Origin of the sequence: Nocardia sp. CDC160 (assembly GCF_035818795.1) — a bacterium.
Lineage (GTDB): Bacteria > Actinomycetota > Actinomycetes > Mycobacteriales > Mycobacteriaceae > Nocardia.
In genome coordinates, this window is the sequence record NZ_JAYKYT010000009.1 from 209,682 (window position 1) to 233,940 (window position 24,259).

General features: G+C 64.4%; 29 protein-coding genes and 1 rRNA gene. 12 read left to right on the plus strand and 18 right to left on the minus strand.

Annotated elements, in window-relative coordinates; all coding sequences use genetic code 11:
• Positions 1-14: 14 nt before the first annotated feature.
• Positions 15-986 (minus strand): helix-turn-helix domain-containing protein, encoded by a 972-nt coding sequence (locus VMT40_RS36665; protein WP_326364245.1) that lies wholly within the window; start codon positions 984-986, stop codon positions 15-17.
• A gap of 86 nt (positions 987-1,072) precedes the next feature.
• Here VMT40_RS36665 and VMT40_RS36670 point away from each other — a divergent pair, with 86 nt between their 5' ends.
• Both VMT40_RS36670 and VMT40_RS36675 read left to right on the plus strand, forming a co-directional pair.
• Positions 1,073-1,195, plus strand: a complete 123-nt coding sequence (locus VMT40_RS36670) for a hypothetical protein (RefSeq protein WP_326364246.1) — start codon at positions 1,073-1,075, stop codon at positions 1,193-1,195.
• Complete coding sequence (locus VMT40_RS36675; RefSeq protein ID WP_326313023.1) at positions 1,192-1,416, plus strand: hypothetical protein; 225 nt, start codon at positions 1,192-1,194, stop codon at positions 1,414-1,416. Before VMT40_RS36670 ends, VMT40_RS36675 begins: the two co-directional genes overlap by 4 nt.
• A gap of 104 nt (positions 1,417-1,520) precedes the next feature.
• Here the strand turns inward: VMT40_RS36675 and VMT40_RS36680 are convergent, their stop codons facing one another.
• A complete protein-coding gene (locus VMT40_RS36680) occupies positions 1,521-2,171 on the minus strand; it encodes a DUF3043 domain-containing protein (RefSeq protein ID WP_326364247.1) in 651 nt (216 codons plus the stop codon).
• A 218-nt stretch (positions 2,172-2,389) separates the two neighbouring features.
• On the opposite strand from VMT40_RS36680, the gene VMT40_RS36685 reads away from it, so the two are divergent.
• The 3 genes from VMT40_RS36685 to VMT40_RS36695 all read left to right on the plus strand — a co-directional run bounded on the left by VMT40_RS36685 (position 2,390) and on the right by VMT40_RS36695 (position 4,808).
• A complete protein-coding gene (locus VMT40_RS36685) occupies positions 2,390-2,740 on the plus strand; it encodes a HesB/IscA family protein (RefSeq protein WP_033089671.1) in 351 nt (116 codons plus the stop codon).
• 288 nt (positions 2,741-3,028) lie between these two features.
• A complete protein-coding gene (locus VMT40_RS36690) occupies positions 3,029-3,994 on the plus strand; it encodes a carbohydrate kinase family protein (RefSeq protein ID WP_326364248.1) in 966 nt (321 codons plus the stop codon).
• Positions 3,995-4,094: 100 nt separating this feature from the next.
• Positions 4,095-4,808, plus strand: a complete 714-nt coding sequence (locus VMT40_RS36695; protein WP_326313020.1) for an MBL fold metallo-hydrolase — start codon at positions 4,095-4,097, stop codon at positions 4,806-4,808.
• 64 nt (positions 4,809-4,872) lie between these two features.
• On the opposite strand, the gene VMT40_RS36700 is transcribed toward VMT40_RS36695, so the two are convergent.
• The 7 genes from VMT40_RS36700 to VMT40_RS36730 form a co-directional block, all read right to left on the minus strand.
• Positions 4,873-5,973 carry a branched-chain amino acid aminotransferase gene (locus VMT40_RS36700; RefSeq protein ID WP_326364249.1) on the minus strand — a complete coding sequence of 367 codons (1,101 nt, stop codon included), beginning with the start codon at positions 5,971-5,973 and terminating at the stop codon, positions 4,873-4,875.
• A gap of 237 nt (positions 5,974-6,210) precedes the next feature.
• A complete protein-coding gene (locus tag VMT40_RS36705; protein WP_326364250.1) occupies positions 6,211-6,669 on the minus strand; it encodes a GNAT family N-acetyltransferase in 459 nt (152 codons plus the stop codon).
• Between the two features lie 6 nt (positions 6,670-6,675).
• Positions 6,676-7,776, minus strand: a complete 1,101-nt coding sequence (gcvT, locus tag VMT40_RS36710; protein WP_326364251.1) for a glycine cleavage system aminomethyltransferase GcvT — start codon at positions 7,774-7,776, stop codon at positions 6,676-6,678.
• Positions 7,777-7,854: 78 nt separating this feature from the next.
• Positions 7,855-8,124, minus strand: coding sequence for a hypothetical protein (locus tag VMT40_RS36715; protein ID WP_326364252.1), 270 nt, complete (start codon positions 8,122-8,124; stop codon positions 7,855-7,857).
• Between the two features lie 84 nt (positions 8,125-8,208).
• Positions 8,209-9,228: an alpha/beta hydrolase gene (locus tag VMT40_RS36720; protein WP_442790120.1), complete on the minus strand. Its 1,020-nt coding sequence runs from the start codon at positions 9,226-9,228 to the stop codon at positions 8,209-8,211.
• Between the two features lie 261 nt (positions 9,229-9,489).
• On the minus strand, positions 9,490-10,482 hold the full coding sequence (locus VMT40_RS36725) for an exonuclease domain-containing protein (RefSeq protein ID WP_326364254.1): 993 nt from the start codon (positions 10,480-10,482) through the stop codon (positions 9,490-9,492).
• A 2-nt stretch (positions 10,483-10,484) separates the two neighbouring features.
• Positions 10,485-11,123, minus strand: a complete 639-nt coding sequence (locus tag VMT40_RS36730) for a hypothetical protein (RefSeq protein ID WP_326364255.1) — start codon at positions 11,121-11,123, stop codon at positions 10,485-10,487.
• 126 nt (positions 11,124-11,249) lie between these two features.
• On the opposite strand from VMT40_RS36730, the gene VMT40_RS36735 reads away from it, so the two are divergent.
• The 3 genes from VMT40_RS36735 (at position 11,250) to VMT40_RS36745 (ending at position 13,660) form a co-directional block, all read left to right on the plus strand.
• Positions 11,250-11,582, plus strand: coding sequence for a hypothetical protein (locus tag VMT40_RS36735; RefSeq protein WP_326364256.1), 333 nt, complete (start codon positions 11,250-11,252; stop codon positions 11,580-11,582).
• Between the two features lie 261 nt (positions 11,583-11,843).
• On the plus strand, positions 11,844-12,161 hold the full coding sequence (locus VMT40_RS36740) for a hypothetical protein (protein ID WP_326364257.1): 318 nt from the start codon (positions 11,844-11,846) through the stop codon (positions 12,159-12,161).
• On the plus strand, positions 12,158-13,660 hold the full coding sequence (locus tag VMT40_RS36745) for a sodium:solute symporter family protein (RefSeq protein WP_326364258.1): 1,503 nt from the start codon (positions 12,158-12,160) through the stop codon (positions 13,658-13,660). The genes VMT40_RS36740 and VMT40_RS36745 overlap by 4 nt, the downstream gene beginning before the upstream one ends.
• Before the next feature lie 6 nt (positions 13,661-13,666).
• On the opposite strand, the gene VMT40_RS36750 is transcribed toward VMT40_RS36745, so the two are convergent.
• The 3 genes from VMT40_RS36750 to VMT40_RS36760 are packed head-to-tail and all read right to left on the minus strand — an operon-like array spanning position 13,667 to position 17,036.
• Positions 13,667-14,239, minus strand: coding sequence for a DUF3558 family protein (locus VMT40_RS36750; RefSeq protein WP_326364259.1), 573 nt, complete (start codon positions 14,237-14,239; stop codon positions 13,667-13,669).
• A complete protein-coding gene (locus VMT40_RS36755) occupies positions 14,239-16,722 on the minus strand; it encodes a TPR repeat region-containing protein (protein ID WP_326364260.1) in 2,484 nt (827 codons plus the stop codon). Before VMT40_RS36755 ends, VMT40_RS36750 begins: the two co-directional genes overlap by 1 nt.
• On the minus strand, positions 16,719-17,036 hold the full coding sequence (locus VMT40_RS36760) for a hypothetical protein (RefSeq protein ID WP_326364261.1): 318 nt from the start codon (positions 17,034-17,036) through the stop codon (positions 16,719-16,721). The genes VMT40_RS36755 and VMT40_RS36760 overlap by 4 nt, the downstream gene beginning before the upstream one ends.
• Before the next feature lie 263 nt (positions 17,037-17,299).
• Between VMT40_RS36760 and VMT40_RS36765 the strand changes: the two genes are divergently transcribed.
• Positions 17,300-17,896 (plus strand): DUF4352 domain-containing protein, encoded by a 597-nt coding sequence (locus VMT40_RS36765; RefSeq protein WP_326364262.1) that lies wholly within the window; start codon positions 17,300-17,302, stop codon positions 17,894-17,896.
• Between the two features lie 73 nt (positions 17,897-17,969).
• On the opposite strand, the gene VMT40_RS36770 is transcribed toward VMT40_RS36765, so the two are convergent.
• Together VMT40_RS36770 and VMT40_RS36775 are read right to left on the minus strand one after the other, a co-directional pair.
• Positions 17,970-18,374 carry a CGNR zinc finger domain-containing protein gene (locus VMT40_RS36770; protein WP_326364263.1) on the minus strand — a complete coding sequence of 135 codons (405 nt, stop codon included), beginning with the start codon at positions 18,372-18,374 and terminating at the stop codon, positions 17,970-17,972.
• Positions 18,375-18,396: 22 nt separating this feature from the next.
• Positions 18,397-18,792 (minus strand): uL11 family ribosomal protein, encoded by a 396-nt coding sequence (locus VMT40_RS36775; RefSeq protein WP_326364264.1) that lies wholly within the window; start codon positions 18,790-18,792, stop codon positions 18,397-18,399.
• A gap of 118 nt (positions 18,793-18,910) precedes the next feature.
• Here VMT40_RS36775 and VMT40_RS36780 point away from each other — a divergent pair, with 118 nt between their 5' ends.
• Positions 18,911-19,363 carry an IS1096 element passenger TnpR family protein gene (locus VMT40_RS36780; protein WP_326364265.1) on the plus strand — a complete coding sequence of 151 codons (453 nt, stop codon included), beginning with the start codon at positions 18,911-18,913 and terminating at the stop codon, positions 19,361-19,363.
• A gap of 512 nt (positions 19,364-19,875) precedes the next feature.
• Here VMT40_RS36780 and VMT40_RS36785 read toward each other — a convergent pair.
• Positions 19,876-20,454 carry a hypothetical protein gene (locus VMT40_RS36785; protein ID WP_326364266.1) on the minus strand — a complete coding sequence of 193 codons (579 nt, stop codon included), beginning with the start codon at positions 20,452-20,454 and terminating at the stop codon, positions 19,876-19,878.
• Between the two features lie 98 nt (positions 20,455-20,552).
• On the opposite strand from VMT40_RS36785, the gene VMT40_RS36790 reads away from it, so the two are divergent.
• Positions 20,553-21,206, plus strand: coding sequence for a hypothetical protein (locus tag VMT40_RS36790; protein ID WP_326364267.1), 654 nt, complete (start codon positions 20,553-20,555; stop codon positions 21,204-21,206).
• Between the two features lie 24 nt (positions 21,207-21,230).
• Here the strand turns inward: VMT40_RS36790 and VMT40_RS36795 are convergent, their stop codons facing one another.
• Positions 21,231-22,463: a lipase family protein gene (locus VMT40_RS36795; protein ID WP_326364268.1), complete on the minus strand. Its 1,233-nt coding sequence runs from the start codon at positions 22,461-22,463 to the stop codon at positions 21,231-21,233.
• Positions 22,464-22,628: 165 nt separating this feature from the next.
• Between VMT40_RS36795 and VMT40_RS36800 the strand changes: the two genes are divergently transcribed.
• Positions 22,629-23,513, plus strand: a complete 885-nt coding sequence (locus VMT40_RS36800; RefSeq protein WP_326364269.1) for an esterase/lipase family protein — start codon at positions 22,629-22,631, stop codon at positions 23,511-23,513.
• 6 nt (positions 23,514-23,519) lie between these two features.
• Here VMT40_RS36800 and VMT40_RS36805 read toward each other — a convergent pair whose 3' ends face one another.
• Entirely contained in the window at positions 23,520-24,032 is a 513-nt protein-coding gene (locus VMT40_RS36805; protein ID WP_326364270.1) for an SUKH-3 domain-containing protein, read from the minus strand.
• Positions 24,033-24,145: 113 nt separating this feature from the next.
• Positions 24,146-24,259: ribosomal RNA gene (gene rrf, locus VMT40_RS36810) — 5S ribosomal RNA — on the minus strand; the annotation flags it as partial.

Here is a 24,259-nt window from a genome sequence, read left to right on the forward strand (position 1 = left end):
TTCAGGGCATCCATTCAGGACACGCGCACGCCGAAGCGTCTGCGGTACTCAGCGGGGGCGATCCCCACGACCCGCTGGAAGTGATGCCGCAGCAGCGCCCCGGAGCCGAACCCGCAACGGTGGGCCAGGGATTCGAGGTCGAGGTCGGTGTCCTCGAGCAGTTGTTTGGCGAGCAGGATGCGCTGGCCGGTCAGCCATTTCACCGGCGTCGTCCCGGTTTCGGCGGCGAAGCGGCGGGCGAAGGTGCGGGTCGACATGGCGGTGCGGGCGGCCAGCGCCTCGACGGTGTGCGGCAGCTCGAGGTGCTCGCCCATCCAGTGCAGGGTTTCGCTGAGGCTGTCGGAGTCGCAGTCCACCACGGGCCGTTCGATGAATTGCCGCTGCCCGCCATCGCGTTGCGGCGGCACCACCATGCGCCGGGCAATGGCATTGGCCACCGAACTGCCCAGTTCGCGGCGCACCAGATGCAGCGAGGCGTCGATGCCCGCGGCCGTGCCCGCGCTGGTGATGAGGTTGCCCTCGTCCACGAACAGCACATCGGGATCGACGGTGGCCTGCGGAAACTTCTCGGCCAGCAGGTCGACGTAGCGCCAGTGCGTGGTGCATTTGCGACCGTCGAGCAGCCCGGCCGCACCGGCGAGAAAGGCCCCTGAACACACCGTCAGCACGGTGGCCCCGCGCTCGGAGGCGTCCCGCACGGCGTCGACCACGCGCTGGTCGAAGGGCTTGTCGGTGTAGGAGTAGATCGGAAACGCCGGAATGGCAACGAGATCCGCGTCGCGCAGTTCCTCCAGCCCGTATTCGGGCGTCACCCGGATGCCCGGCGAGCTGGAGACCAGCGGCTTGCCGGGTTCCGCGCCGCAGACCCGGAAGTCGAACAGCGGTAACCCATCCGAGCTGCGGTCCAGGCCGAAAACCTCACAGACGACGCCGAATTCGAACATGGCGAGGTGGTCATTGAGTACTACGGCGACCTTCGAGAGCATGTTCCGATCCCATCTGGCCGAATATTTGCGAACTATGTCAGAACTGCCACTGTTGGCGGTATGTTCTCTATAGAAAACTTACTGCCATGCAAGCCCTCACCGCAATCGTCGCAGCCGGAACCGCCATGGCGGCGCTCGGCACCATGACCTTCGGCTTCATGGCCGGAGACACCACCGACTCCACAGAAGAAGGGGAGGCCCGCGCATGACCGCCATCACCCCCGGCCGCATTCACACCGCGACCGACACCACCGAGATCGTCACCATGTTCCGTCGCATCGCCGCCCTGTTCGCCGCCGCCGGACGGGCCGTCCCGTTCCACCGCGAAAACAGCTGGGGCCTCGCGGGATCCACGAACTTCATCGACCGCGACCGCGATCGAGTGGCGCTGGAGATCCGCGCCCTGTCGACCTACCGCGAACACAACTGACGGGCGGTCCGAACCCCTCGTTCGAGAGGTTCGAATCCGCCCGTCGGGCACCATCTTCGAGCCGTCAGCGCCGACGGCCCCACGATTCAGACCGCGTCATCCGTTCAGACAGCGTCGCCCGGGTTCACCCGCGGCTTCGGCGCGCGCATCCGCCGCACCTGCGAGGCGCGCACGAACGCGTACCAGCCCAGCGAGAACGAGGAATCGGTGGTGTCCGGGAAGCGTTCCCGGACCCGCTTGTTCACGATCCGCCCGAGCACGACGCCCTCGATGATCATGAACAGCATCATCACCAGCATGGCCAGCGTCACGATCGCCTGCAGCGCGGGCGAGAGGATCATGCTCAGGATCAACACCAGCGCCAGCGGCATGAACAGCCCGAGCAGATTGCGGCGCGCGTCCACGATGTCACGCACGTACCCCTTGACCTTGCCCTTGTCGCGCGGCAGCAGGTACTGCTCCTCGCCCGCGAGCATGCGGGCGCGGCGGTCCTGCGCGGCGGCGCGGCGCTCGGCCGAGTCGGACTTGCGTTCGGCCCTGGTCCCGCGCAGCGCCTTGCGGCGGGCGCGGGCCTCCTTGGCGGTCTTCGGCGCGGGCGCGACCGGACCGCGGCGGCGGCCCTGCGCCTCCCGGCGGCTCGGGGTCGGACGCCCCTTGCCGAGGGTGACGGTCTTGTCCGCCACCGCGGCATCGGTATCGACGCTGCTGGAGCTGTCGGAGGTGGGGGTGGACTCGCCACGGCGCAGGAACTTCACGCCGACCAGGCTATTGGATGGCCTGCCTGCCGGAAAATCCTGGTCCGTACCTTTGTTGTGTCGCACACCTCACCAGCTATCTGCCAGCGACTCCACAGCCTGGCCGGTCCGGCGAATACGCGCCGCGTAGGATGGGGAATAGTCTCCCGGGAACAGGTGTTGACAGGCATCGAGCCGTGCGCCTTCACGGGTTGAAAACAGGTCCCTTAGGAGAGTTCATGACTGTGCAGAACGAGACCACCACTCACGGTGTGACTCTGACCGACGCCGCCGCCAGCAAGGCGAAGGCGCTGCTGGATCAGGAAGGCCGCGACGATCTCGCCCTTCGCATCGCTGTCCAGCCCGGTGGCTGCGCGGGCCTCCGCTACCAGCTCTTCTTCGACGACCGCAGCCTCGACGGCGACCTGGTCGTCGAGTTCGGCGGCGTGAAGCTCGCGGTCGACCGCATGAGCGCCCCCTACGTGCAGGGCGCCTCGATCGACTTCGTCGACACCATCGAGAAGCAGGGTTTCACCATCGACAACCCGAACGCCACCGGCTCCTGCGCCTGCGGCGACAGCTTCAACTGAGTTAGCTCGCACAGCGCGGAACATCCGCTGACGGATGTTCCGCGCTGTTGCGTGTCCGGGCATGTGTGCTGCGTGTCCGATATGCGCACTGCGTGTCTACGGCTGTCCTGACGCAAAGTTTTCGGAGGCTCGAGCCTCGAAAGCGCTCGCGAGTCGGGTTAATGCGTTTCGGACAGTGTTATTTTCATTAGTGCGAGCCCCTTTCGGCCCGCCGCCCCCACCCACCGGCCCCGCGTTGGCGTCCCGCAGACAGGTGTGCGCAGCGCTCGTCACCAAAGGATCCACCCCGTGACCATCGCCGTGTCCGCGTCCATCGCGACCGACCACCTCATGCGCTTCCCGGGCAAGTTCTCCGATGTGCTGCTCGCCGATCAGCTGCATCACGTCTCGCTCAGCTTCCTCGTCGACGATCTGGTCATCCGCAAGGGCGGCGTGGCGGGCAATATCAGCTACGCCATGGGCGTGCTCGGCCGCAATCCCCTGCTCGTCGGCGCGGTCGGCAAGGACTGGGGCGACTACCGGAAGTGGTTGGAGGACAACGGCGTCGACTGCTCGGCCGTGCGCGTGTCCGAGGACCTCCACACCGCCCGCTTCGTCTGCACCACCGACGAGACCATGGCCCAGATCGCCTCCTTCTACCCCGGCGCGATGGCCGAGGCCCGCGACATCGACATCACCGCGTTGGGCCGCGAGCTCGACCTGGTCCTGATCGGCGCGGACGATCCCGAAGCCATGCTGCGCCACACCGACCAGTGCCGCAGCGCCGGAATCCCCTTCGCCGCCGACCCCTCCCAGCAGCTGGCGTTCGTGGACGGCCCGACCATCCTGCGGTTGATCGACGGCGCGGACTACCTGTTCTCCAACGAGTACGAGTGGGGCATCCTGCTCCAGAAGACCGGCCTGTCCGAGGCGGAAATCGGTGCGCGCGTGGGCATTCGCGTCACCACCCTGGGCTCCAAGGGCGCGAAGATCGTCATCCGCGACGGCGCGGAGCTGCACGTCGACGTCGTCCCCGACATCGCCAAGGTCGACCCCACCGGCGTCGGTGATGCCTTCCGCGCGGGCTTCCTCACCGGTCAGTCCGCCGGTCTGTCGCTGGAGCGCTCCGCCCAACTGGGCTCCCTGATTGCCGTGCTGGTCCTGGAAACCGTTGGCCCCCAAGACTGGACTCTTGACCACGACATCGCCATGAAGCGCCTCCGCGACGCCTACGGCCCCGAGGCCGCCGCCGAAATCGAACCCCTCCTCCGCTGAGTCGCCAGTACGCCGGGCCGTCCGCCGATTCGGCGGGCGGCCTTTCGGTATCCGCGGGTCCGAGTGGGGCGAAATGCATCGCGCGCAATACGCTGTGGGGATGGCCTCCGACCGTTTGTACTTTCGCCAGTTGCTGTCCGGCCGCGACTGGGCTGTGGGCGATCCGATCGCCACGCAGATGCGCAACTTCGCCTATCTGATCGGGGATCGGGACAGTGGCGAGTGCGTGGTTGTCGATCCGGCTTATGAGGCGGGGCAGCTCGTCGATATCGCCGAGGGCGATGGGATGCGGCTGACCGGGGTGCTCGCGACGCATCACCATCCCGACCATGTCGGCGGCACGATGATGGGATTCACGCTGCGGGGCGTGAAGGAACTGCTCGAAAAGACCGATGTGGCAGTGCATGTCAATGCCGAGGAGCTGCCGTGGGTCGCGAACGTCACCGGCATCGCGCCCAGTGAGCTGACCGGACACGCGCACGGTGACAAGGTCGCCGTCGGCGGCTTCGAGATCGAGCTGCTGCACACCCCGGGGCACACCCCCGGCAGCCAGTGCTTCCTCTTCGAGGACCGCCTGATCGCGGGCGACACCCTCTTCGTGGACGGCTGCGGCCGCACCGACTTCCCCGGCGGCGACTCTGACGCCATGTTCCGCAGCCTGCGCTACCTCGCCGACCTGAAGTCGAACCCGACGGTATACCCGGGGCACTGGTACTCGGAGGAGCCGAGTGCGTCCCTGACCCACATCAAGGAACACAACTACGTCATGCGCCCCCAGACCCTCGAACAGTGGCACATGTTCATGCCCAGCTGATCGCCGAAAGTGAAAGTGCCCGCCCCGAAAGCTTTCGGGGCGGGCACTTTTCGTCTGTCCGGCGTCAGACCATCGTCCGCATCCAGCCGTGGTTGTCGGCGAAGGTGCCGCGCTGGATGCCGGTGAGGGTGTCGCGCAATGCCATGGTGACCTCGCCGGGCTCGCCGTTGCCGATGGTGAATTCACCCTCGGCGGAGCGGACCGAGCCAACGGGAATGACGACGGCGGCGGTGCCGCAGCCGAAAACCTCGGTGATCTCACCGGTTTCGACGCCCTTGCGCCATTCGGCGACCGAGATCTTGCGCTCCTCCACCTTGTAGCCGGAGTCGGCGGCGAGGGTGATGAGCGAGTCGCGGGTGATGCCGGGCAACAGGGAGCCGGAGAGTTCGGGCGTCACCAGGCGGGCGTCCGAGCCGCTGCCGAAGACGAAGAACAGGTTGTTGGTGCCCATTTCCTCGACGTAGCGGTGCTCGCAGGCGTCCAGCCAGACGACCTGATCGCAGCCCTTCTCGGCGGCCTGCTGCTGAGCCAGCAGCGATGCCGCGTAGTTGCCCGCCACCTTCGCCTCGCCGGTGCCGCCGGGGGCCGCGCGCACGTATTCGGTGGACAGCCACACCCTGACCGGCTTCAGACCGCGCGAGAAGTACGCACCGGCCGGGCCGCCGAGCAACAGGTACTTGTACGAGGCGGCGGGCTTCACACCCAGGCCGACCTCGGTGGAGAACATGAAGGGGCGCAGGTACAGCGCGTCCTCACCGCCCGCCGCGGGCACCCAGTCGGCGTCGACCTCGAGCAGCTGGCGAATCGATTCGATGAACAGCTCGTCGGGTAGCTGCGCCATCGCCATCCGGGCCGCGCTGCGGCGGAACCGGGCGGCGTTCGCATCCACCCGGAAGGTGGCGATGCTGCCGTCGGCCTGGCGATACGCCTTCAGCCCCTCGAAGATGGCCTGACCGTAGTGAAACACCATGGTCGCCGGATCCATGGCCAGCGGCCCATAGGGCTCGACCCGCCCATTGGTCCACTGCCCATCGACGTAATCCAGCGACACCATGTGATCGGTGAAGAAGCGCCCGAACCCGGGCTCCGCGAGAATCTCCTGCCGCCGCTGCGCCGATAGCGGCGCGGGATGCGGGACACGGGTGAACTGCGCGGCAAGTGTCATGACCTGGAGTCTAATTCGCCGCGCCCGACACGCCCCAACCGGACGACCCTCCGCACTCGCCACCCCCGCAACCCGCCGCCAAACACTCCGTTTCCCCTCGTCAGCGGGCTTGACGCGGGCATTGCCGACCGTTCCACTACCGCGGCCCCGAGGTGTCCGCCGAGACCCTGCTGTCGCTTCCTCGGGCGGCAATCCCACCTGTGGACAGCGGCCGCCGGGCGAATCGCATCGCCGCGATTACTCCGTCAACCGCAACTCGAAGGTGATCATGTCTCGCCCGGGACCGTTGTAGTCGGCGATCGGGCCGTCGACGACGAATCCGAGTGCGCGGTGGAAGGCAACGGAGCCGACATTTCCGGGCGAGGTGATGGCGCGGATCATTGTGCGGCCGTGGGCTCGCGCAGCCGCGCCGAATCGGCCATACAGCTCACGAGCAAGCCCGGTCCCTCGGTGATTCGGGTGCACGCCGACGAAATGGATGTACGCGCAGAGGGACTCCGCTGGCGCGAAGAAGCCGATCAGGAACCCGGCCAGCTGCCCATGGTGTTCGGCCACAAGACTGGTACTGGCGAAGTGGTCCAGGAAGAGCCGAGGAATCGCCTGCAGGACCGGGCGGCCCCACCAGTCATCCACGACACCGGCTATGGCGTCGTAGTCGGTGGGGACCGCCGGTCGGATCGAGAGGCCGGTTGCCAACCCCGGTCAGGCTGTGCGGGTTTCGACGAAGGGCGGGCGGATGACCTCGCAGCGGAGGCGGCGGCCGCGCACGTCGACCTCGACCTGGTCGCCGGGCTCGATGCCCGCGGCGGTGTCGAGGAGGGCGAGGGCGATGCCGACCTTGAGGCTGGGAGAGAAAGTGCCGGAGGTGGTTTCGCCGACCTGGGTGTCACCGCGCATGACGGTTTGGCCCTGACGGAGGACGCCCTTGTCGATCGCCTTGAGGCCCAGCAGGATTCGGCGGGGACCGGCGGCCTTCTCGGCTTCCAGGGCCGACTTGCCCCAGAACTCCGGCTTCTTCCAGCCGACGGCCCAGCCGGTGCGGGCCTGCAGCGGCGAAATGTCCAGGGACAGTTCGTGTCCGTGCAGCGGGTAGCCCATCTCGGTGCGAAGGGTGTCGCGCGCGCCGAGCCCGGCGGGCTGGCCGTCGGCGGCCTGCACCTCCGCCACCAGGGCCCGGAACACAGCCTCGGCGTCCTCCCAGCGGGGCAGCAGCTCGTAGCCGTGCTCGCCGGTGTATCCAGTGCGGCACACCCGGACCGGTCGGCCGTCCCACTCCGCGTCTGCGTAGGCCATGTACTCCATATCGGTGGGCAACCCCAGCTTGGCCAGCACTTCGGCCGATCGCGGCCCCTGCACCGCGAACACCGCGTAGCCCCGATGCTCATCGGTGACGGTGATCCCCTCGGGCGCGACCTTCTGCAGCTCGGCAACCACGGTCGCGGTGTTCGCCGCATTCGGCACCAGGAAGATCTCATCGTCGCTCACGTAGTACGCGATGAGATCGTCGATCACCCCACCCTCAGGCGTGCAGCACAGCGTGTACTGCGCCTTCCCGGGCCGAATCCGATTCAGGTCATTGGTCAGCGCGGAGTTCACGAACGCCGCGGCCCCCGGCCCCTTGACCGTGGCCTTGCCGAGGTGACTCACATCGAAAAGCCCGACGGTGGTCCGCACGGCGGTGTGCTCCCCCACCGTCCCCGCGTAGGAAACCGGCATCTCCCACCCGCCGAACGGAGCGAAGCTCGCCCCCAGTTCGACATGCACAGCGTGAATAGGTCCCTGCAGCAGCGTCTCGTCGGTCACCCGATGCAGCTTATCGGTCGCCCATCGGCGCGCCACCACAGGAACCGAACCCGGCCGCTGCGACCCTTGGCCTGCCGGTCAGTGCTGCGACTGCTGGAAGCAGGCAACGTCGTATTGCGATTTGGGCGAGTAGTGCTGTCCGCCGGTGCCACCGTTCTGGCTGTTGATGCCGGGTTCATTGAACGGCGAGCCCGGACTGTTCGCGGCGTTGCCGGGTGTGTTCGGCTCGACCGCCTGACAGGACTGGTTCGGCGGTCCGGGCGGACCCGCCGGATTGGCCAAAGCCGGGGCGGCGAATACCGCTCCGACCGCACAAATGATCGCCGCGGTCGCCACTGTCCTACGCATGACCGCCTCCTCACTGTGAGCGATATTGACTAAACGAAATATCGCGCCATTCGGTTCGGCTATTACCCGAGGCCCGGCCGATGCTCAGACGCCGAGGCTCTTCGCCAAGCTCGGCCACACATTATGGAAATCCTGCTGCCAGGTGGGCCAATTGTGCCCGCCACCCGGCACGTATTCGAAAGTCGCTGGAATACCGAGGCTTTCGATACTGGACTGCAGGCCGCGGGTGCAGGTCTCGACGGTCGATTCGAGAGCCGTGCTCGATGCGCCAACCTGACCACCACCCGCCGTGGCCGGGTTCGCGCCCGTGCCCGCGGCGACGAACAGGTTCACACCGCGAAGTTTCTCCAGATTGGCGGGCGTCGAGGGGTCGTTCTCCGTCCAGGCACGCGAATTGTCGGGACCCCAAATGTTCCCGGGATTTCCGCCACCGGAAAGCACCACGGCCTGGAGGAACCGGCGGCCAGGATCGGTGCTGGTCTGGGCACAGCCGCTGAAGGACCCGACGCTTTGATACAGGCCGGGAGCGGCCTCAGCCAAAGCCAGCGAGGACGTGGCCGACATCGATACGCCCACAACGGCATTCCGCCCCGAGGACCCGAGTGCCGAGTCCAGGATCGGCGGGAGTTCCCGCGTCAAAAACGTCGTCCACTTGTTGCGGCCGAGCATAGGGTCGTCGAACTCCCAGTCGGTGTAATAGGTGTAGCGACCGTCGAGAACGGTCACCACATTCACATTCTGATCCGCCATGAAATCGACAAGATCCGTTCGGGTCTCCCACGAGACCTCCGTACCATCGGCATCGAGACCATCTTCCGCGCCATTCAACAGGTACAGAGCCGGACGCGGCACCGAGGTATCAGCCGCACGCATGACCCGCAGCGCAATGTCACGATTCATGGCGGCGGAATAGACGTAGACGGTGGATCGCCGCCCATCCAGCGGAACAACGCGGGAGATATGCGAGCCATCGTCGGCGTATACGGCGTCGGAAAATCCCAACTCTCGCGCGTTCGCCGATCCCGGAACCATCGCCCCGAATATCGCCGTGACCAGTGCAATTCCGGCCCCGATTCGCCAGCGCCGACCATATGCACCCGTCATATCCGCCTCGAGATCATCCGAACGATTCCCAATCCTCTCTACCCAGCCGGATGCAGCCTCGCAACAACGGAAGACTCACAGCCGCTGAGACGCTGAACGGCTTCCCGCCGAGCATGAGTGACACGAGCGAGCGGGCACAACCACCCTCGCCCTGCTGAAGCGGCGGTCACCACGCTCACACGACCGCCGCACTCCTCGCGCACGGCCACCGCCTCGCTCTCCGATCAGCACCCCACCGCCGCGGTGCTAGCCGTCGCCGACCTATCTACCGCTCGTCGTCACCTCGACCGCCCCCTTCCCAATGCGCGCCAGGAATCCAGCCTCGTCGAGCACCTCGATCCGCTGCCCACGCGCCCGGAGTTCGGCCGCCCGCCGCGCCTTCGACGTCGTGAACGCGGTGGGATCGCTGCCTTGGTATCCGTCGCCGATGACCAGGCCCGTCGTGCGGCGGGTGACGTTTCGGGCCGGAGTCGCCCCACAGGCTGCGATGGCGTTCCATGCCTCCTGGCGCTTCATGGTGGTGAGATCGCCTGTGAACACGATGATTTCGCCGTAGAGCGGATGTGAGGGATCGGTACCGGTGACAGCGGGAATGACCAATTCCTCGTGGCCGAACCAGGATCGGCGCGGCCGTTCCCCGCTCGGCTCCGGCTGCGCCCGCGTCATCCTAGATGCGGCCCGGACCGGTTGCGTCCGCAGCGGTCGATCGACGACCGCACGCTCGAGCGCAGCCAGCGAATCGACACCGGCGCGCGCCGCGAGGGCGATCACAATGTCCGCGGCGGCAGCGGCATCCGCGGCGGCGTCATGGTGATTGGTGAAGTCGATACCCAAGGCGGCCGCGACCTGGGGCAGCCGGTAGCTGTCGAGGTTCAGGTGGCGTCGAGCGAGCGAGAGACTGCAACTGAAACTCCACGCGGGTGCCTGAATTCCACTGCGCCCGCAGGCTTCTCGAATGGCACCGCTATCGAACCCGGCATTGTGGGCAATGAGTGGCAGATCTCCCACCAGCCGCACCACCTCCGGAAAGCGCTCCGCGAACCCCGGCTGGTCCGCGACCATCGCCGCCGAAATCCCGTGCACGCGAATGTTGTGCCAGTTGAAGAAGTCCAGCCCCGCGGGAGGACGACACAACCACGACACGGCCTCCCCGCGCTTCCCCTCCCGCACGACCGTGACGCCAACCGCGCAGATACTGCCCCGCGCGGAATTGGCGGTCTCGATATCGATGGCGGCGAACGACAGTCCCGCCATGCTCACCGCACCGCAAGCGGCAACGGCCGCGCGACAGGACCACCGAGCTCGACCAGAAATGGCCGCGCGAGCCTCAGCGATTCGAAGGCAGCCCAGGCATCGGCCAAATCCGCGAGCGCTCGCGCCAGCGTGAGCACCGGCCGAATGTGATCGTCCACGACATCGACCTGCGACTGCGTCAGCGAAACCTCGCCCGGCGGCACAATCGTCGGCCACTGCGGCCGCGTGTACTTCCCACCGGCCGCATCCTGCCGCTCGCTGAACCGCGCATCAACCGATTCGATTTCAGCGCAAACGGTTTCGACAGTCGCATCGACATCCACGATCCCGCTTGTAGCCGCAATCGCAACACCCGAACCCGAGGTCACGACCGCCGCATTCGCGTCCAGAGGCGCTGCCGACGCACCGGCGGCAACCGACTCCTCCTTTCGTCCGGCAATCGAAAGCCCGCCGCCGGTAACCGCGATCGGATAGGCAGCCGTGAGGCTCTCGATCTCCGCCGTACGCGAATCCTCCAGCACCCAAGCGCCCGATAGCCGCGACTCCCCCAGCCCCGCCCCCACATTCACATGCCAGATCACCAATCGATCCTCGGCCGCACCGAGCACAGCAAGGGAATGCAGATCGAACGAGGCAGCCATAACGCTCCACGGTCGTAGCGAACAGATACCCGCACACGTTAGAGCATCCCCCCGACAAACTTCCCGCGAACCCACCCGAATTCCCCACGCCCCCAAACAGTTCCAACCGCCGGGTTTGCCCGCTCCTTGACTGGCGCGCCGCGCCAACCCTCTCGTCCGCCCTCGTGGAATAGCTCGCAAGAATGCGATCCGACCACCTGCGACCAGCGACTGCGCGACCTGCGCGACCTGCGCGACCTGCGCGACCTGCGCGACCTGCGCGACCTGCGCGACCTGCGCGACCTGCGCGACCTGCGCGACCTGCGCGACCTGCGCGACCTGCGGAGGATCCATACCCGAACGCTTCACGACTACTGCACCCGCCCAACCCCTTACATCATCGCGGCCCAGCCCCCCGCCTCCTCACCGCGCCCGACCGAATCACCAACGCGTCCAACTGTTCCGACCGATCGGATCTGAACTGCTCTGGTCCCGAACTGGCCCACGCCTATCACCCGGAAGTGGGGCTCCCACACCACCACTGCGGTACCAGCTCCATCCCCGACCAGGGCGTGTAAAACCGTGTTCGGCCAGGCGGTCCGGCTGGGCCCGCAGCACCTGTCGCGGTGGCGCTGCGAGGGCTGCCCAGTCCGCGCAACGCCGCGCGCCGCACCCCAACCCGCGTCGTCCGCCGTGGAATAGTTCGCATAGACAGCGATCCGCGACCATCTCGGAGGCCTCGTGTCCGACTCGGAATCCGCGCCGCCTGCACCTGCGACGCTTCGTCAGCGCGGGCCAGCGCTTCTGCTTCTGGTCCTGCCCGGCGTCCTCTACTGTGTCGCGCCGTTCGTGGCCAACCGCATCGAACCGCGCATCCTCGGTGTCCCGTCCCTTGTCGCCTACCTGATCGCCGTCACCATCGTGACGGGCCCGCTGATCTGGCTCGTCGCTCGTCTGGACCCCGCATATCGTTCGGGCGCACCTGAATTCGTCCCTGCGGACGACCGGGACTCCGCATCCGACTTCCCGTCCGCCTCCGGTGACGAGGACGTGCGATGACCGGCCACGCGACGGTGGCGGTGAGCTTGTTCGCGATTGCCATGCTCGCCACGATCGCGATCGGCGTCCTGTCGGCGCGCGGCCGCACTCGCTCTATGTCCGAATGGTCCATTACCGAACGGGGTTTGGGCACACTATTCGTCCTGGTGCTGATGGCGGGCGAAAGCTACACCAGCTTCTCGTTCCTGGGTGCGGCCGGTTGGTCCTACCGCTACGGCATCCCGATCTTCTACTTGATCGCCTACCTGAGCACCGGTTTGGCAGTGGCGTATTTCGTCGCGCCACTCCTCTGGACGTATTGCGCCCGACACCATCTGGTCTCGATCGCCGACATCGCCGAACATCGTTTCCGCTCACGACCTTTGGGCATAGCGGTCGCCGTAATCTGCACGATCTTCCTGGTTCCCTATGTGCAACTGCAGATTCAGGGCATGGGCGTGGTCGTCAACGCCATGTCCTACGGCGCGATCAACCTGAAAACGGCAGCGGTCATCTCCTTCGTGGTGGCCGAAACCTTCATCCTGACCTCCGGCCTGCGCGGCTCAGCCTGGGTGAGTGTCCTCAAGGACACCCTGGCCGTCCTCTCAATAGCCATCCTCGCCGTCTACATCCCCTGGCACTACTTCCACGGCCCATCCGAACTCCTGAACCGCCTCGTCTCCGAAAAGCCCCAATGGCTAACCTTCCCCGGCGCAGGCGGCGGCACCTTCGGCGCATCCTGGTTCATCTCAACGATCATCCTGAACGCCATCACCATCTGCGTCTTCCCCACCACCGTGGCAGGCTACCTCTCCGCCAAATCCCCAAACGCCCTCCGCCGCAACTCAATCCTCCTCCCCTGGTACCAGGTCCTCCTCCTGATCCCCATCCTCATCGGCGCAGCCGCCTTGTTCGTCGCCCCCCACCTGAAGAACCCAGACCTAGCCCTCTTCACCCTCGTCACCGACTCCCTCCCCTCCCCCATCGTCGCCCTGATCGGCATAGCCGGAGCCCTCTCAGCAATCGTCCCCATGAGCGTCTTCCTGGTAGCCATCGGAACCCTCTGCGGCCGAACCATTCTCGGCGGCGGCCTCCGCGGGACCGGCACATCAGATTCCCGCCAACGCCTAGCCTCCCAACTAGTCGGCCTCGTGGTCGGCGCAATCGCCCTAGCCGGGGCACTGGCATTCCCGAAGGTCCTCGTAAACCTCTCGGTCCTCTCCTACGAGGGCATCGCCCAACTGGTCCCCGCCGTCATCCTGGGCCTGTACTGGCGCCGCCTCACCGCCCTGGGCGTAGGCGCGGGCCTCCTCACCGGCGGAGCAGTGGTGCTCCTCCTCCACGCCACCGGCAACGACCCCTTGCTCGGCGTGAACGGCGGCCTCTTCGCCCTCGCCGCCAACCTCGCCGTCGCAGCCACTCTCTCGTGGCAATTTGGGCACGTCATCCAATCGCCCCCGTTTGCACGGCATTCGACGGCTCGGATGCCGTCGGCACCCCAGACGCCGACCGAGTCCTGATGAAGCTTATTTCGGCAGCAGCGGGGCTATCGCCTTCGCAGTTTTAACGACCATGTCGCAGGATGTCGCATTTGTGTCGGCCGTACTGAGCAAAATTCCCCCGCCCGGTACGTCAATAAGTCCCTCACACTGACCGCCGAAGGCCGGACCACTAATTATGACATCTCGGCCCTCGACAGAAATTTCACGGACCGGCCTGTCCTTCTCGTCATGCTTCCGGAAGTACGCGATCGTCGTGTTCGTCGCTTCGATCGCAATCCGCGTAGGCCCCTGGTAGCCTGCACCACCATCGATGGCAAACTCACACCCTCTGGCTCGCACCACCTGGTCGACGTCACCGGTATTGATAACTTGATCGGGAATCGACTTCCGGGAACCGGAGTCGAAGCCCAACTGCTGAAGCGTCGAATCTGGGATATCCCGACACGGATCAAATGCACTGGGAACCCCAGTTTGCAGCACAGAAGAGGAATCAGTAGTGGAATGCGATCCATCGCTTCCGCAGGCGACTAGAACAGGCAATGCACCCAAAAGAATGGCGGCAGAACGAATGACGCCACGCACATCTATGCCGCTCACTACTTCGGCACCTCCGATCCGCCATTGAGAAACCTATTGACAGCGTCATTGTTGCTGAACAGATCTTCTATATGCCCGATCGATTGATCGTTTCCATACTGAGTTACGTATCCATTCAACTGATTGTCAATCATGAACTGAACTTTGCTTCGTTGAATACCACCCCCAGAGTTCTCCACGATATCGACCGCATGCCCGCCGCTCGTGAGATCAGGGTCCGTCAAGTGGTGTGTACGAAACGCGGAGTCCAGAACCTGCTGCTCGAACTTCAACTGCATTTTCGTCGAGGCGTCCCCCGGACTCTCAAACTCCATCATATGGAACTTCGGAGGTGGGTTGAGACCCGAAATGACCGAGTCGATGCTTTGGTCTCGCAGGATCCCCGCAACCCCCGAAGCCAGTTTGCCGCCAGGAATCGGGATAGCGTCGATCGCCTGCTTGGCGAGCTGAAAGCCCTCCTGCTTCGTTTTCCACATCTCTTGCAGATGATCATTGACACCCATTACATGGTTACGATCCTGGTACATCATCGCATTCATTTGAGCGTCGTTGATCTGCGCATCGAACTGCCCCAAGTGTGGTGCGTTCTGGTCAAGCCACGCACCCGGATTATTGCCGCCATGCATAAAAGCTTGGTCGAGCATAGCGTTCTCGTACGCCTGACGAGCAGTTTCGAGAACTAGCCTCCCCTTATCCGATTGTGCCGCCAAGAACAGGAGTCGATTGGCGTCAGTTCGAGTTAACTGCGCCTCTTGATCATTGGGTCCAGGATGACCAGCAGGCCATTCACTGACGACCCGCGTCTGCGGATTGTCCTGGTTGACGAAAGCATCGATGTTCGAACCCATCACCTTGCTCAGACCGGTCGCAAGCTCGGGGTTCTTGGCGAAATCGCTCGAAATTTCGTTGTAGAAGGAAGTCCCCTGGACATCGACTTTGCCGTGGTCCGGAGCGAATACTCCTGGCAGGCTGGTCAGCATCTTGCGTGACAGATCGCCGACTGCGTCTTGGTCATGGCTATGGTCAGCAGTCCAGTCGAAAAGTCCTGCCGCAGTTCGTCCATGGTCGTCCCAAGTGTGCCCGAAAACATCTCGTGCGAATTCCTTGGGATCGTAGTTCCCTCTAGCCGGGTGGAAATCGTCGCCTCCCGCACCGAAGGATAGGTCGTTTGGTATCCGTGCGCCGGTCGCCGAGTCCCTGCCGGTCAACAGCTGATAGTCGGCCTCATGATTACGCTCACCGACACCCAGCAGTCGGTTAGCCGCAGTCTCAATCTTTCCCCTGTCATCAGGGCCGAAATCCGGGGGTAGATGACCGCCGAACGGTGGCTTCTCACTCTCGTTCAGATAGCGAGCAAGACTGGCGCCTTGCCGCGCTACTTCCATGCTGAAGGTCTTTCCGCCGACAGCGTCGGGACTCGCCTTCGACAGCAGGTCCGCCAACTGCTCTCGTTGGCGAATATCCTTCACGATCCCGTCGGGTCCCGCGATCTGCCCATCGGTCTTGTCGAAAATCCGACCGGAGATCAACTGCCGGATGTCGGAGGGCAGGTTCGTGTAGGAGCCTGGCGAGACGAGTTTGCCGTCCGGCCCCGTGCCTGTGCCGAGGTGCTCGTTCGTGACCGCCAACATGCCGTCTGCCAGACCCTGTTGCTGTGATGCGGCCACGGTGTCGGCGGGGTGCCCAGGGCCCGAGGTAGCACGGGCTTCGAGGCGGTCATTCAAGCCGAGTAGACCGTCCTTGCCCGCGTTGGCGAAGAACTCCTTGTAGTAGTCCTGCGCTTCGGCCGACAGCGACGGAACATCCTTGCCCTCGAGCAATGCCTGCTTTTGCTCCGGGGTCAGAACCGCGGTGGGTAGGCGGGCACTGATCTCGTCGAGCTTGGCACTATCACCGTTCTTCACGGCATCTGCCACAGCCTTACCGTCCTCGGCCCCCAATCGCCCGCCCTGCATAGGTGCGTCGTTGACGTCGAGGTCGGAGCCGAACAAATCTCCCGCGCTCCGGACCAGTTCCGCGGCCGCACCAATCTTCGTGCGCGCGTTGGCAACCGCCACATAGAACGGACGCAGCGCGCCGTCGATCGCATCCTGGTGCGCCTTGATGGTGTCGGCGGAAACGCCGTCTTTGTCGCAGACGACCCAGTTGTCCGCGACGTTCAAACCGGCGCCGCGAGCGTCGCCGACCTTTCCTAGTACGACGGTACGATTCGAATCGACATCTGATGCAGCACTGTGGATTTCGGTGATCAGATCGTCGATATACGTCCAGACCTTGCGGGCCTGAGTGTGATCAGCATCGACACGGTCATAGGCGGCGTTGTAAGCCGCGCCTTGCCAGGACGAGCCGAGGTCGGTGAAGAAGGTCTTGGGCTTGTCGATATTGACCTGGAAGGTGTCGTTATTCGCGGAGGCAAGGGCGTTGGCGAAATCGGTGAGCGCGGCGACACGCCATTTCTCCACCTCGGGTAGCAGCATGGTCATCGGCTCCCGGCATGATGGACATCGAACTTCCGCATCTCATCAGCAAAGTGGGCATCGGTTTCGTGGATCTTGTTGGCGCACTGCGCGACAGCTCCAGAAACCTGATTGAGCTTTCCGGCGACACGCTGATATGCCCCATCGACGAACTGCCCCGCCTGAGTACAAACGGCATCGAGGCCACTTCCGGGCAACGCGTCGCCGAGGCCCGCCGAGGCAGCGGCGGCCTTGATATTCAGAATGTTGGTCGCGGCCCCGGAGAGCGCGCTCGCGACCTTGTGTAGCTCGTCAATATCCGCCTGCAGCAACTCTGCCACGGACCCTCCCCACCTGGTCAGCCGGTTATTCGCGTTGGACATTACCAACTGTCCCGTTTGATCCAGAACAACGAGTTAGCAAATTCATGGCATTGCTTACGGCTCGGCCGGTCAGACCCCGGTCGCCAGCACACCAAGCCGGACATTCGGAACATTCATAGCTAATCGACATGACCATGTTATGAACCTGCTCGCCTGATCGATGTGCCGGTCAGAGGCGCAACTAACCTGTTGCCCGCGGAACCGGCAAGGAATCAATGACCATGTCCGATCCACGCTTCTCCCAGCCGCCCATGCCTGGGCGCTATCCGCAGGGCGCGTTCTACCCGCCGCCGAAGCAGCGCAAGACCTGGCCTTTGGTACTCGGCGGCTTTCTCATGGTCGTTCTGTTGTTCTTCGGCGGCTGTGCGGCACTGTTCGGCAGTGCCGCGCACGAGATCGCCAAGGGGGTGAACAATCGCACGACCACTGCGGGCGCGGGTTCAGAGGTCAGGGATGGCAAGTTCTCTTTCGTTGTCACGCAAGTCGATCCGCCGGTAGACGTGGTGGGCACCGACGAGTTCATGCGCAAGGAGGCACAGGGCGAGTACGTGCTCGTTCACGTCACCGTCACCAACATCAGCAACGTGGCACAAACCTACTTCGGCGAGAACCAGAAACTCATTGACGACCAGGCCCACATCTACTCCAACGACACGATGGCCGAACTGAACTTGAACAAGGACATCGCCACTCAGATCAACCCGGGCAACAAGCTTTCGGTGACCATCGCCTTCGACGTCCCCAAAGGCACGGTTCCAACCGCCATCGAGTTCCACGACTCGATGTTTTCCGGCGGCGCGCGGGTCGCGCTCAAGTAACGATCGCACTGTCCGAGGTTTGCCGGAGCCGGGCCGGGATCCGGCAAACATTCCCGGCCACGAGAGTTGTCAGTTACTGCCTCTCCGCATTCCGGCGATGCAAGTCGCAGTATCTACGGGTGCCACCGTTGGTTCGGTCGATGAAGGCTTCTGCGCACGAGGGCCTCTCGCACATCTTGATCCGCCGCCAGCCATCGGCCGCGATCAGGTGGGCGAGGCTCGACATGCACTCGGCGGCAGATTCCGCGGCGTCGGTGGTCGTCAGCGCCCACCCCTCCGGGACCCGACGGACCTGCACGGCCGCACCGGAGAGCTCCAGCACCGCATTGAGAAGAGCGCAAGCCTCGTCCAGACGTCCACTCGCCGTAGCGAACACCATCGCCTTCAGCCGCGGATCCCGCGTCGCCAACTTCTCGAACTCCGAGAGTCCCGGCTCCAACACCGCGAAAGGCGGTACAGGCGTTCGTGTTCGGCTCATCCTGGAACCTCTCCGACCGGATTCAGCCGTCGACCCGCACACCCATCGACCGCGCGGTACCAGCCACGATCCGCATCGCCTTGTCGATATCGGATGTGTTCAAGTCGGGCAGTTTGCGTTCGGCGATGCGCCGCAACTGCGCGCCCGTCAGCGTCGCCACGGTTTCATGCCCGGGCCGATTCGCCCCTCGCACCCCAACCGCCGTCCGGATCAACGACGATGTCGGCGGAGTCTTCAACCGCATGGACCACTTCCGATCCGGCGTGTACGTGATCACCGCCGGAACGATCTCGCCACGACTGGCGGCCGTCAACGCGTCGTATTCCTTCTTCACCTCGAACGGCGGAATGCCGGTGGGCCCCAGCGTCTTTCCAAGTTCAACCATCGAGGCGTTGCCCGCATCGAGGTGAATCGTCACCGTTCGAGTCTGCTTTGCCGGATTCTTCGTCACCTAAAGCACACTAGGAATTGACGTTACGGAAGAGTCAACACCGAACCCGCCGTAACCTGTCACCCGCATCCGCTACCGTCGCTTCGTGGCCGATGAACAGCCGCTCATCCCCTCCCGCCGCGGACCGCGCCGAAAGAAGCCCGTCACCTACCGCCTGCGCGTGACGATCCAAGGCATCAACCCGCCGGTGTTCCGCTGGATCGACGTCTCCTCCGAGCTCTTCCTCGACGACCTCAACGAGGTGCGCGGCGCCTCCATCGGCTGGACAGACTTCGCCGCCCACGAATTCCGTTGCGGCCCATCCTTCGACGACCCCACCTCGGAGCGCTACCTCCGCGCCAGGGCGGTCACCCACGGCGACAACGGCATCCCCGAGAACCAAGTCCGCCTGGATGAGCTCTTCACCACCACAGGCGACACCCCTACTATCTCCACGACTACGCCGACTACTGGACGCACCACATCGTCCTGGAAAAGATCCTCCCTATACCACCAAAACACCTGCCAGACAAGGCGATCGGGATTCGTTCGACGATGAGGTTTTACAGATATTGCTAACTCGTGCCGAGGATGATTGGCACCGGCCGGTCATAATTCTGGCCGACTACGAGGACGAGATCGATCAATTGATTTCCACGAATCCAGGCCGCGAATCGTGATTCAACACACGCATCGACTTCCCGGACTACGCCGGTACCGAGATAGCCGAAATCGCCCTGACGATGTTGGTTGCTGGACAGCAGATGCTCACCGCGGAAGCCGCCCCCGCATTCATCGTGTCAACGGGTTGGCGAACTGGACTGGGCCGATGAGCTGGATAACGGCCATTTCATCCGGAAACTCCGCGAAAGGCTTCGCCCCTGCGAGGTCTGGCGCGTCGCCTCGACGAATAGGAGCCATCCGCCCCCGAGTTGGTCACTGTGTACGCACAGGACCTCACCCATGCATTCAGCATTCTGACGAGTCGGCTCGAGCCGCGGTGACCGACACCGTGGGCGGTGGTTCAAGACCTCGCTGGGCGTGGGGTTTGACGCGAGAAGCGGCGCCGCTTCAGCACTGGGTCGGCGGCGCTCCGTCGACGCGGCGGATGAACTCCATCAGTTCATCGGTGGTGTAACCGAGCGCGTGGGCTCGCTCGACTGCCATGAGAAGTAGTTGGGCCAGGATCTTTGCGCCCCAGCCGTTCCTGCCGTCGGAGGACCATTCCTCGACCTTCTCCACGCCGACGTCCGCGAGGAAGTGGCCGTAGGTTTCGCGGATTTCGCTGCAGGTGGAGGAGATGGCGTCGAGAAGGTCGGTGCCGGGGCGGACGCATTCGAGGCCGAAGGAGTAGATGAAGTCGCCGATGGTGCAGCCCTGCGGCGGATTTACTTTGATCGCGTCGTAGCGTGGGTCGTCTGGGCGGGCGTCGCCGGAGCCGAGCCAGGTATCGAGCAGGACGAAACGGTAGTGGCCGGGTGGCGGAGGAGGTGGCGGACGATAGGCCTTGAGTCCGAAGGCTTCTGTCACCTGCGCGACCGCCTCATCCTGCGAATCATGGGAGATCACAATGGACTTCACGCCATCAGTCCCGGTGACTATCCACTGATTGCTCTCGGGATCACGGTCGTAGGAGAACCTGACACTCATGTCCGTGATTCGAGGCCGATCGCTCGCCGGATCAGCGGAATCTGACCATCTCGTTTCTCGGCCGGGACGTGTCGTACCCCGCCGCTAGCCTCCGTGGCATGGGTCTGTCCGTGACTACACACGCTCTCGCCGATGTCCTCGAAGAGGACGATGATCGCGAATGCCGTGCGGGGCTGTATGAAGAGCTTCGGGTTATCAATGATCTCCTCGCTGCCGAGGGGCTGCCGCCGCATCATGAACCAGAAACCCGCGGGCAGGCGGCGGAACGGCCTATCGCGCAGAGCATTCCGTATAGCTTTCTGCACTACCTCCGGCGGGCGTATGCCCGTGCCGTCGAGAACCCCGGGCAGGCGCTGACGCCAGTTGCGGACGGAGACAACCCCGCCCGGGATCCTGCGGTCGAACACCTTGCCTACCTCTTCGAATCGCATCTCCTGTGCCACTCGGATTGCGAAGGCTTTTACGTTCCAGTGGATTTCGAGAACATACTGTTCCCTGAGAGTGAGAACGCAATCGCGGGTGGAATGGTTGGTTCCAGCTTCGCCCTGCTCCGCGAACTCATCTACGTCGCACCGTACTTAGGAATCGAGTTGAACAACGGGGAACTATCCGACACCGAGGTCGCGCGAATCAAGGCCGGGATCGACGATGAGGAGGCCAACAGCTTCTACCGCGAACACGAGACCTGGCTGCTGCTGTTCGAGACCGCGCGGGTCTCGATCGCGAACCGAACGCTCATCACCTTCAGCTGATCCCGGTACCGGAGTTTGACCGAATCACCGAGTGAGGCTTGAGCAATCGGCGGCGGGTGGTAGGCCTGCGAAGCGGTCCATTAGGAATGCTTGGGCGGTGGGGGTGAATTGGAGGGCGGCTAGTAGGTGGTTGCTGGCGGGGTATTCGTTGTATTGGACGGAGAGGCCTCGGCGGCAGTAGTCGGTGGCCAGGGTGCGTTCACCGGCGGCGACGATGACGCCGTCACCGGTTCCGTCGACGTTGCCAGCGCCGAACAGCATTGGGGCGGTGGGGGTTCCGGTATTGCCCATGTGGTTGTCCGACAGGATGCGGGCGAAGCCTGGGATTTCTCGGTAGTTCTGGTGGTCGGGGCGTAGGAGTTGGGAGAGGTGGAGGCCGGGGAAGTGGGGGCCGTTGCTTACGCAGTGGTCGGCGATTTGGGTCATGACTTCGCGGCCGTAGTCGGAGAGGTAGGGGGTTAGGTCGAGGTTGAAACCGCGGGCGGCGCCTTGCATTACGTAGGGGAGGACTAGGGCCCATTCGGGGCTGCCGTCTACGTACTCGATGGTGGCGGCCATGTCGACGGGCATGCCGCCTGCGGTTACGCCGATGATGTTCAGTTCGGGGGCGTAGGTGGGGGCGAGTTCGGCGGCGAACTCTGTGGCGATGGAACCGCCGGAGAAGCCGGACATGCCCACGGGGGTTGTCGCGGGAGCGTCGAGGGCGTGCAGGGCGGCGCGGATGCCGTCCAGGGTGGCGTTCCCCGACAGGCGACCGGCACCGTAGGCGAGTTTGGTTCCCTCGTAGTCGGATACGACGACCGTCAGTCCGGCTGCCAGATAGCCCGCGATGATTACCGCGTCCTGTGGGGCGCCGCCACCGCCGCCGCGCAGTGCGTAGGACGGGTCGCAGGCGACGGTCAACGAGTCGTAGGCGGTTTGGTACGAGACGATTCGCAGTGGGCCCGACGAGGAAGGCGGTCGGATTACCGTTGCGACCGTCGCGTCGGGCTTTCCGAATTGATCGGTCGTGGTGTACAGGACCTGGGTCGCCTCCAGCGGAAGCTGCGCCCCGGTGGGCGCGAGAGATACTGTGCGCGTGTGTAATACGGTTCCCGGTGTGCTCGCTTGCCAACCGTCGGGGCCGCGGTAGAACGGGTCATCACCGGGTAGGGGCACGGTGATATCCGCGGACGCCGGTACCGTTGCGGCGGCGATGGACGAAAACGCGATGAGTGCGGCCGCGAGTGCTGTGCGGCAACGATTTCGAATGGTCAATCCCAACTCCTCCATTGCCCCGACACAGCACCTGACGGTACGGCGATGTACCGCTGCGGTGGAGCCGCGACAAATCGGGGCAGCCAATCTCGAATCGATGAGATATCAAGGGATACAGCTGGTTTGACGTCTACTGCCCGAGTTCGATTCATGTGGAGGATCTGGATGATCTGGTCGAGATGGGGAATCGCGGTGGCCGTGACGCTCGGAATACTCGCCGGGTATGGGACACCGGAGGTCGGAGCTATACCCGTCGGCAAGACACCGGACGGGAGCGTCGATCCGCCGGGGTCGAACGATTGGAGCTGTGCGCCCACAGCGGGGCATTCGGAGCCGGTGATCCTGATCCATGGAACTTGGGACAACCAGAACGCCTGGGACATTCTCGCGCCGCGGGTGAAGGCCGCCGGTTATTGCGTGTTCTCGTTGAACTACGGGCGCGACACCTCGAGTGTGATGGGTGCGATCCCGGGACAGTATGCGACGGCGGACATTCGGGTCTCCGCGCGGGACCTCGCCGGGTTTGTGGACCGGGTGCGAGCCGCCACCGGGGCGAGAAAGGTTGCGCTCGTCGGTCATTCACAAGGGGCCGTGGTCGCCAGGCAGTATGTGCGGTTCGAAGGCGGGGCGGACAAAGTGGGGCACCTCATCAGCCTGGCGGGGACCAATCATGGCGTGAGCGTGTCGGGACTGTTGGCGGGTAGGACCGAAACACCGCAGAGTCCCGAGTGGCAGGCCGCACCGATCACCGGGGTCGCATTCGTACAGCAATTGACCGGGAGCACGCTACTGCGAGATCTCAATGCGGACGGGGATACCGTTGCGGGAATTGCCTATACCGCGATCGGCAGCCGGGTCGACGATACGTCGACGCCGGTCGAGGCGACGTTCTTGCGGGCCGGGCCCGGTGCCGACGTGGACAACGTCATTGTGCAGGACGTGTGCCCATCCGATTCGTATCCGCACGCCATGCTCCCGCAATCCTCCGCGGTCGCCTACATCGTCGAGCGTGCCCTCGATCCGACCTTCGAGGGCACGGCCTGTGGGTGACATGCGTCAGCAAACCTGAAGGGAGTTGGAGCTCTGCACCACCGGGGTCGGGCGGTTATAGGTGAGCAGTAGATCCGGGGTGCGGTGCCGTCGGATGAGAAGGTCGAGCGCCTGAGGGAAGGTGGGGGCGAGGAGGTGGAGGGCGAGGATGCCGTCGGAGACTACTCGGCCGTCGTCGAGGATCAGGAGGAAGGTGGTGCTGCTGGCGTTGGCGGCGAGGGGGGTCATGCGGTGGCCGAGGGTGGATTCGAAGTCGGCGTAGCGGTCGTACATGCCGTTGGCTACGTCGAGGGGGTCGAAGAATAGGGAGTCCGCAGACCAGAGGGCGGTGGCGAGGTGTGGTGGCTGGATTGCGAGGCCGCCGAAGGTTTCGAGAATGGTTGCGGCGGCGGGCGATACATGGAAGCCCTCGGATTCGAGGCGGGCTGTCCAGTCGGTGATGTCGATTCTGCGGCCGGGGGTCCAACCTGATGCGGTTAGGGCTTGGGATGTGATGGGGTTCGGCCAGAAGAAGCGCATAGTGGAGATTCGAGGCCGAATGGTGTTGGGCGCGTATCGGTTTGATCTAGATGCATAGTCGCCCAGATACGCAGAAACCCCCTGACCGAAGTCAGGGGGTTTCGCGAAGGATGTTCCGGCGGTGTCCTACTCTCCCACACCCTGTCGAGTGCAGTACCATCGGCGCAGGTGGCCTTAGCTTCCGGGTTCGGAATGGGACCGGGCGTTTCCCCACCGCTATAGCCGCC

Bases quoted from the DNA above. Each gene is read 5' to 3' on its own strand.
- VMT40_RS36665 (WP_326364245.1), bottom strand. From the start codon at position 986: ATGCTCTCGAAGGTCGCCGTAGTACTCAATGACCACCTCGCCATGTTC.
- VMT40_RS36670 (WP_326364246.1), top strand. From the start codon at position 1,073: ATGCAAGCCCTCACCGCAATCGTCGCAGCCGGAACCGCCATGGCGGCG.
- VMT40_RS36675 (WP_326313023.1), top strand. From the start codon at position 1,192: ATGACCGCCATCACCCCCGGCCGCATTCACACCGCGACCGACACCACC.
- VMT40_RS36685 (WP_033089671.1), top strand. From the start codon at position 2,390: ATGACTGTGCAGAACGAGACCACCACTCACGGTGTGACTCTGACCGAC.
- VMT40_RS36695 (WP_326313020.1), top strand. From the start codon at position 4,095: ATGGCCTCCGACCGTTTGTACTTTCGCCAGTTGCTGTCCGGCCGCGAC.
- VMT40_RS36700 (WP_326364249.1), bottom strand. From the start codon at position 5,973: ATGACACTTGCCGCGCAGTTCACCCGTGTCCCGCATCCCGCGCCGCTA.
- VMT40_RS36715 (WP_326364252.1), bottom strand. From the start codon at position 8,124: ATGCGTAGGACAGTGGCGACCGCGGCGATCATTTGTGCGGTCGGAGCG.
- VMT40_RS36720 (WP_442790120.1), bottom strand. From the start codon at position 9,228: ATGACGGGTGCATATGGTCGGCGCTGGCGAATCGGGGCCGGAATTGCA.
- VMT40_RS36725 (WP_326364254.1), bottom strand. From the start codon at position 10,482: ATGGCGGGACTGTCGTTCGCCGCCATCGATATCGAGACCGCCAATTCC.
- VMT40_RS36730 (WP_326364255.1), bottom strand. From the start codon at position 11,123: ATGGCTGCCTCGTTCGATCTGCATTCCCTTGCTGTGCTCGGTGCGGCC.
- VMT40_RS36745 (WP_326364258.1), top strand. From the start codon at position 12,158: ATGACCGGCCACGCGACGGTGGCGGTGAGCTTGTTCGCGATTGCCATG.
- VMT40_RS36755 (WP_326364260.1), bottom strand. From the start codon at position 16,722: ATGACCATGCTGCTACCCGAGGTGGAGAAATGGCGTGTCGCCGCGCTC.
- VMT40_RS36765 (WP_326364262.1), top strand. From the start codon at position 17,300: ATGTCCGATCCACGCTTCTCCCAGCCGCCCATGCCTGGGCGCTATCCG.
- VMT40_RS36770 (WP_326364263.1), bottom strand. From the start codon at position 18,374: ATGAGCCGAACACGAACGCCTGTACCGCCTTTCGCGGTGTTGGAGCCG.
- VMT40_RS36785 (WP_326364266.1), bottom strand. From the start codon at position 20,454: ATGAGTGTCAGGTTCTCCTACGACCGTGATCCCGAGAGCAATCAGTGG.
- VMT40_RS36790 (WP_326364267.1), top strand. From the start codon at position 20,553: ATGGGTCTGTCCGTGACTACACACGCTCTCGCCGATGTCCTCGAAGAG.
- VMT40_RS36800 (WP_326364269.1), top strand. From the start codon at position 22,629: ATGATCTGGTCGAGATGGGGAATCGCGGTGGCCGTGACGCTCGGAATA.
- VMT40_RS36805 (WP_326364270.1), bottom strand. From the start codon at position 24,032: ATGCGCTTCTTCTGGCCGAACCCCATCACATCCCAAGCCCTAACCGCA.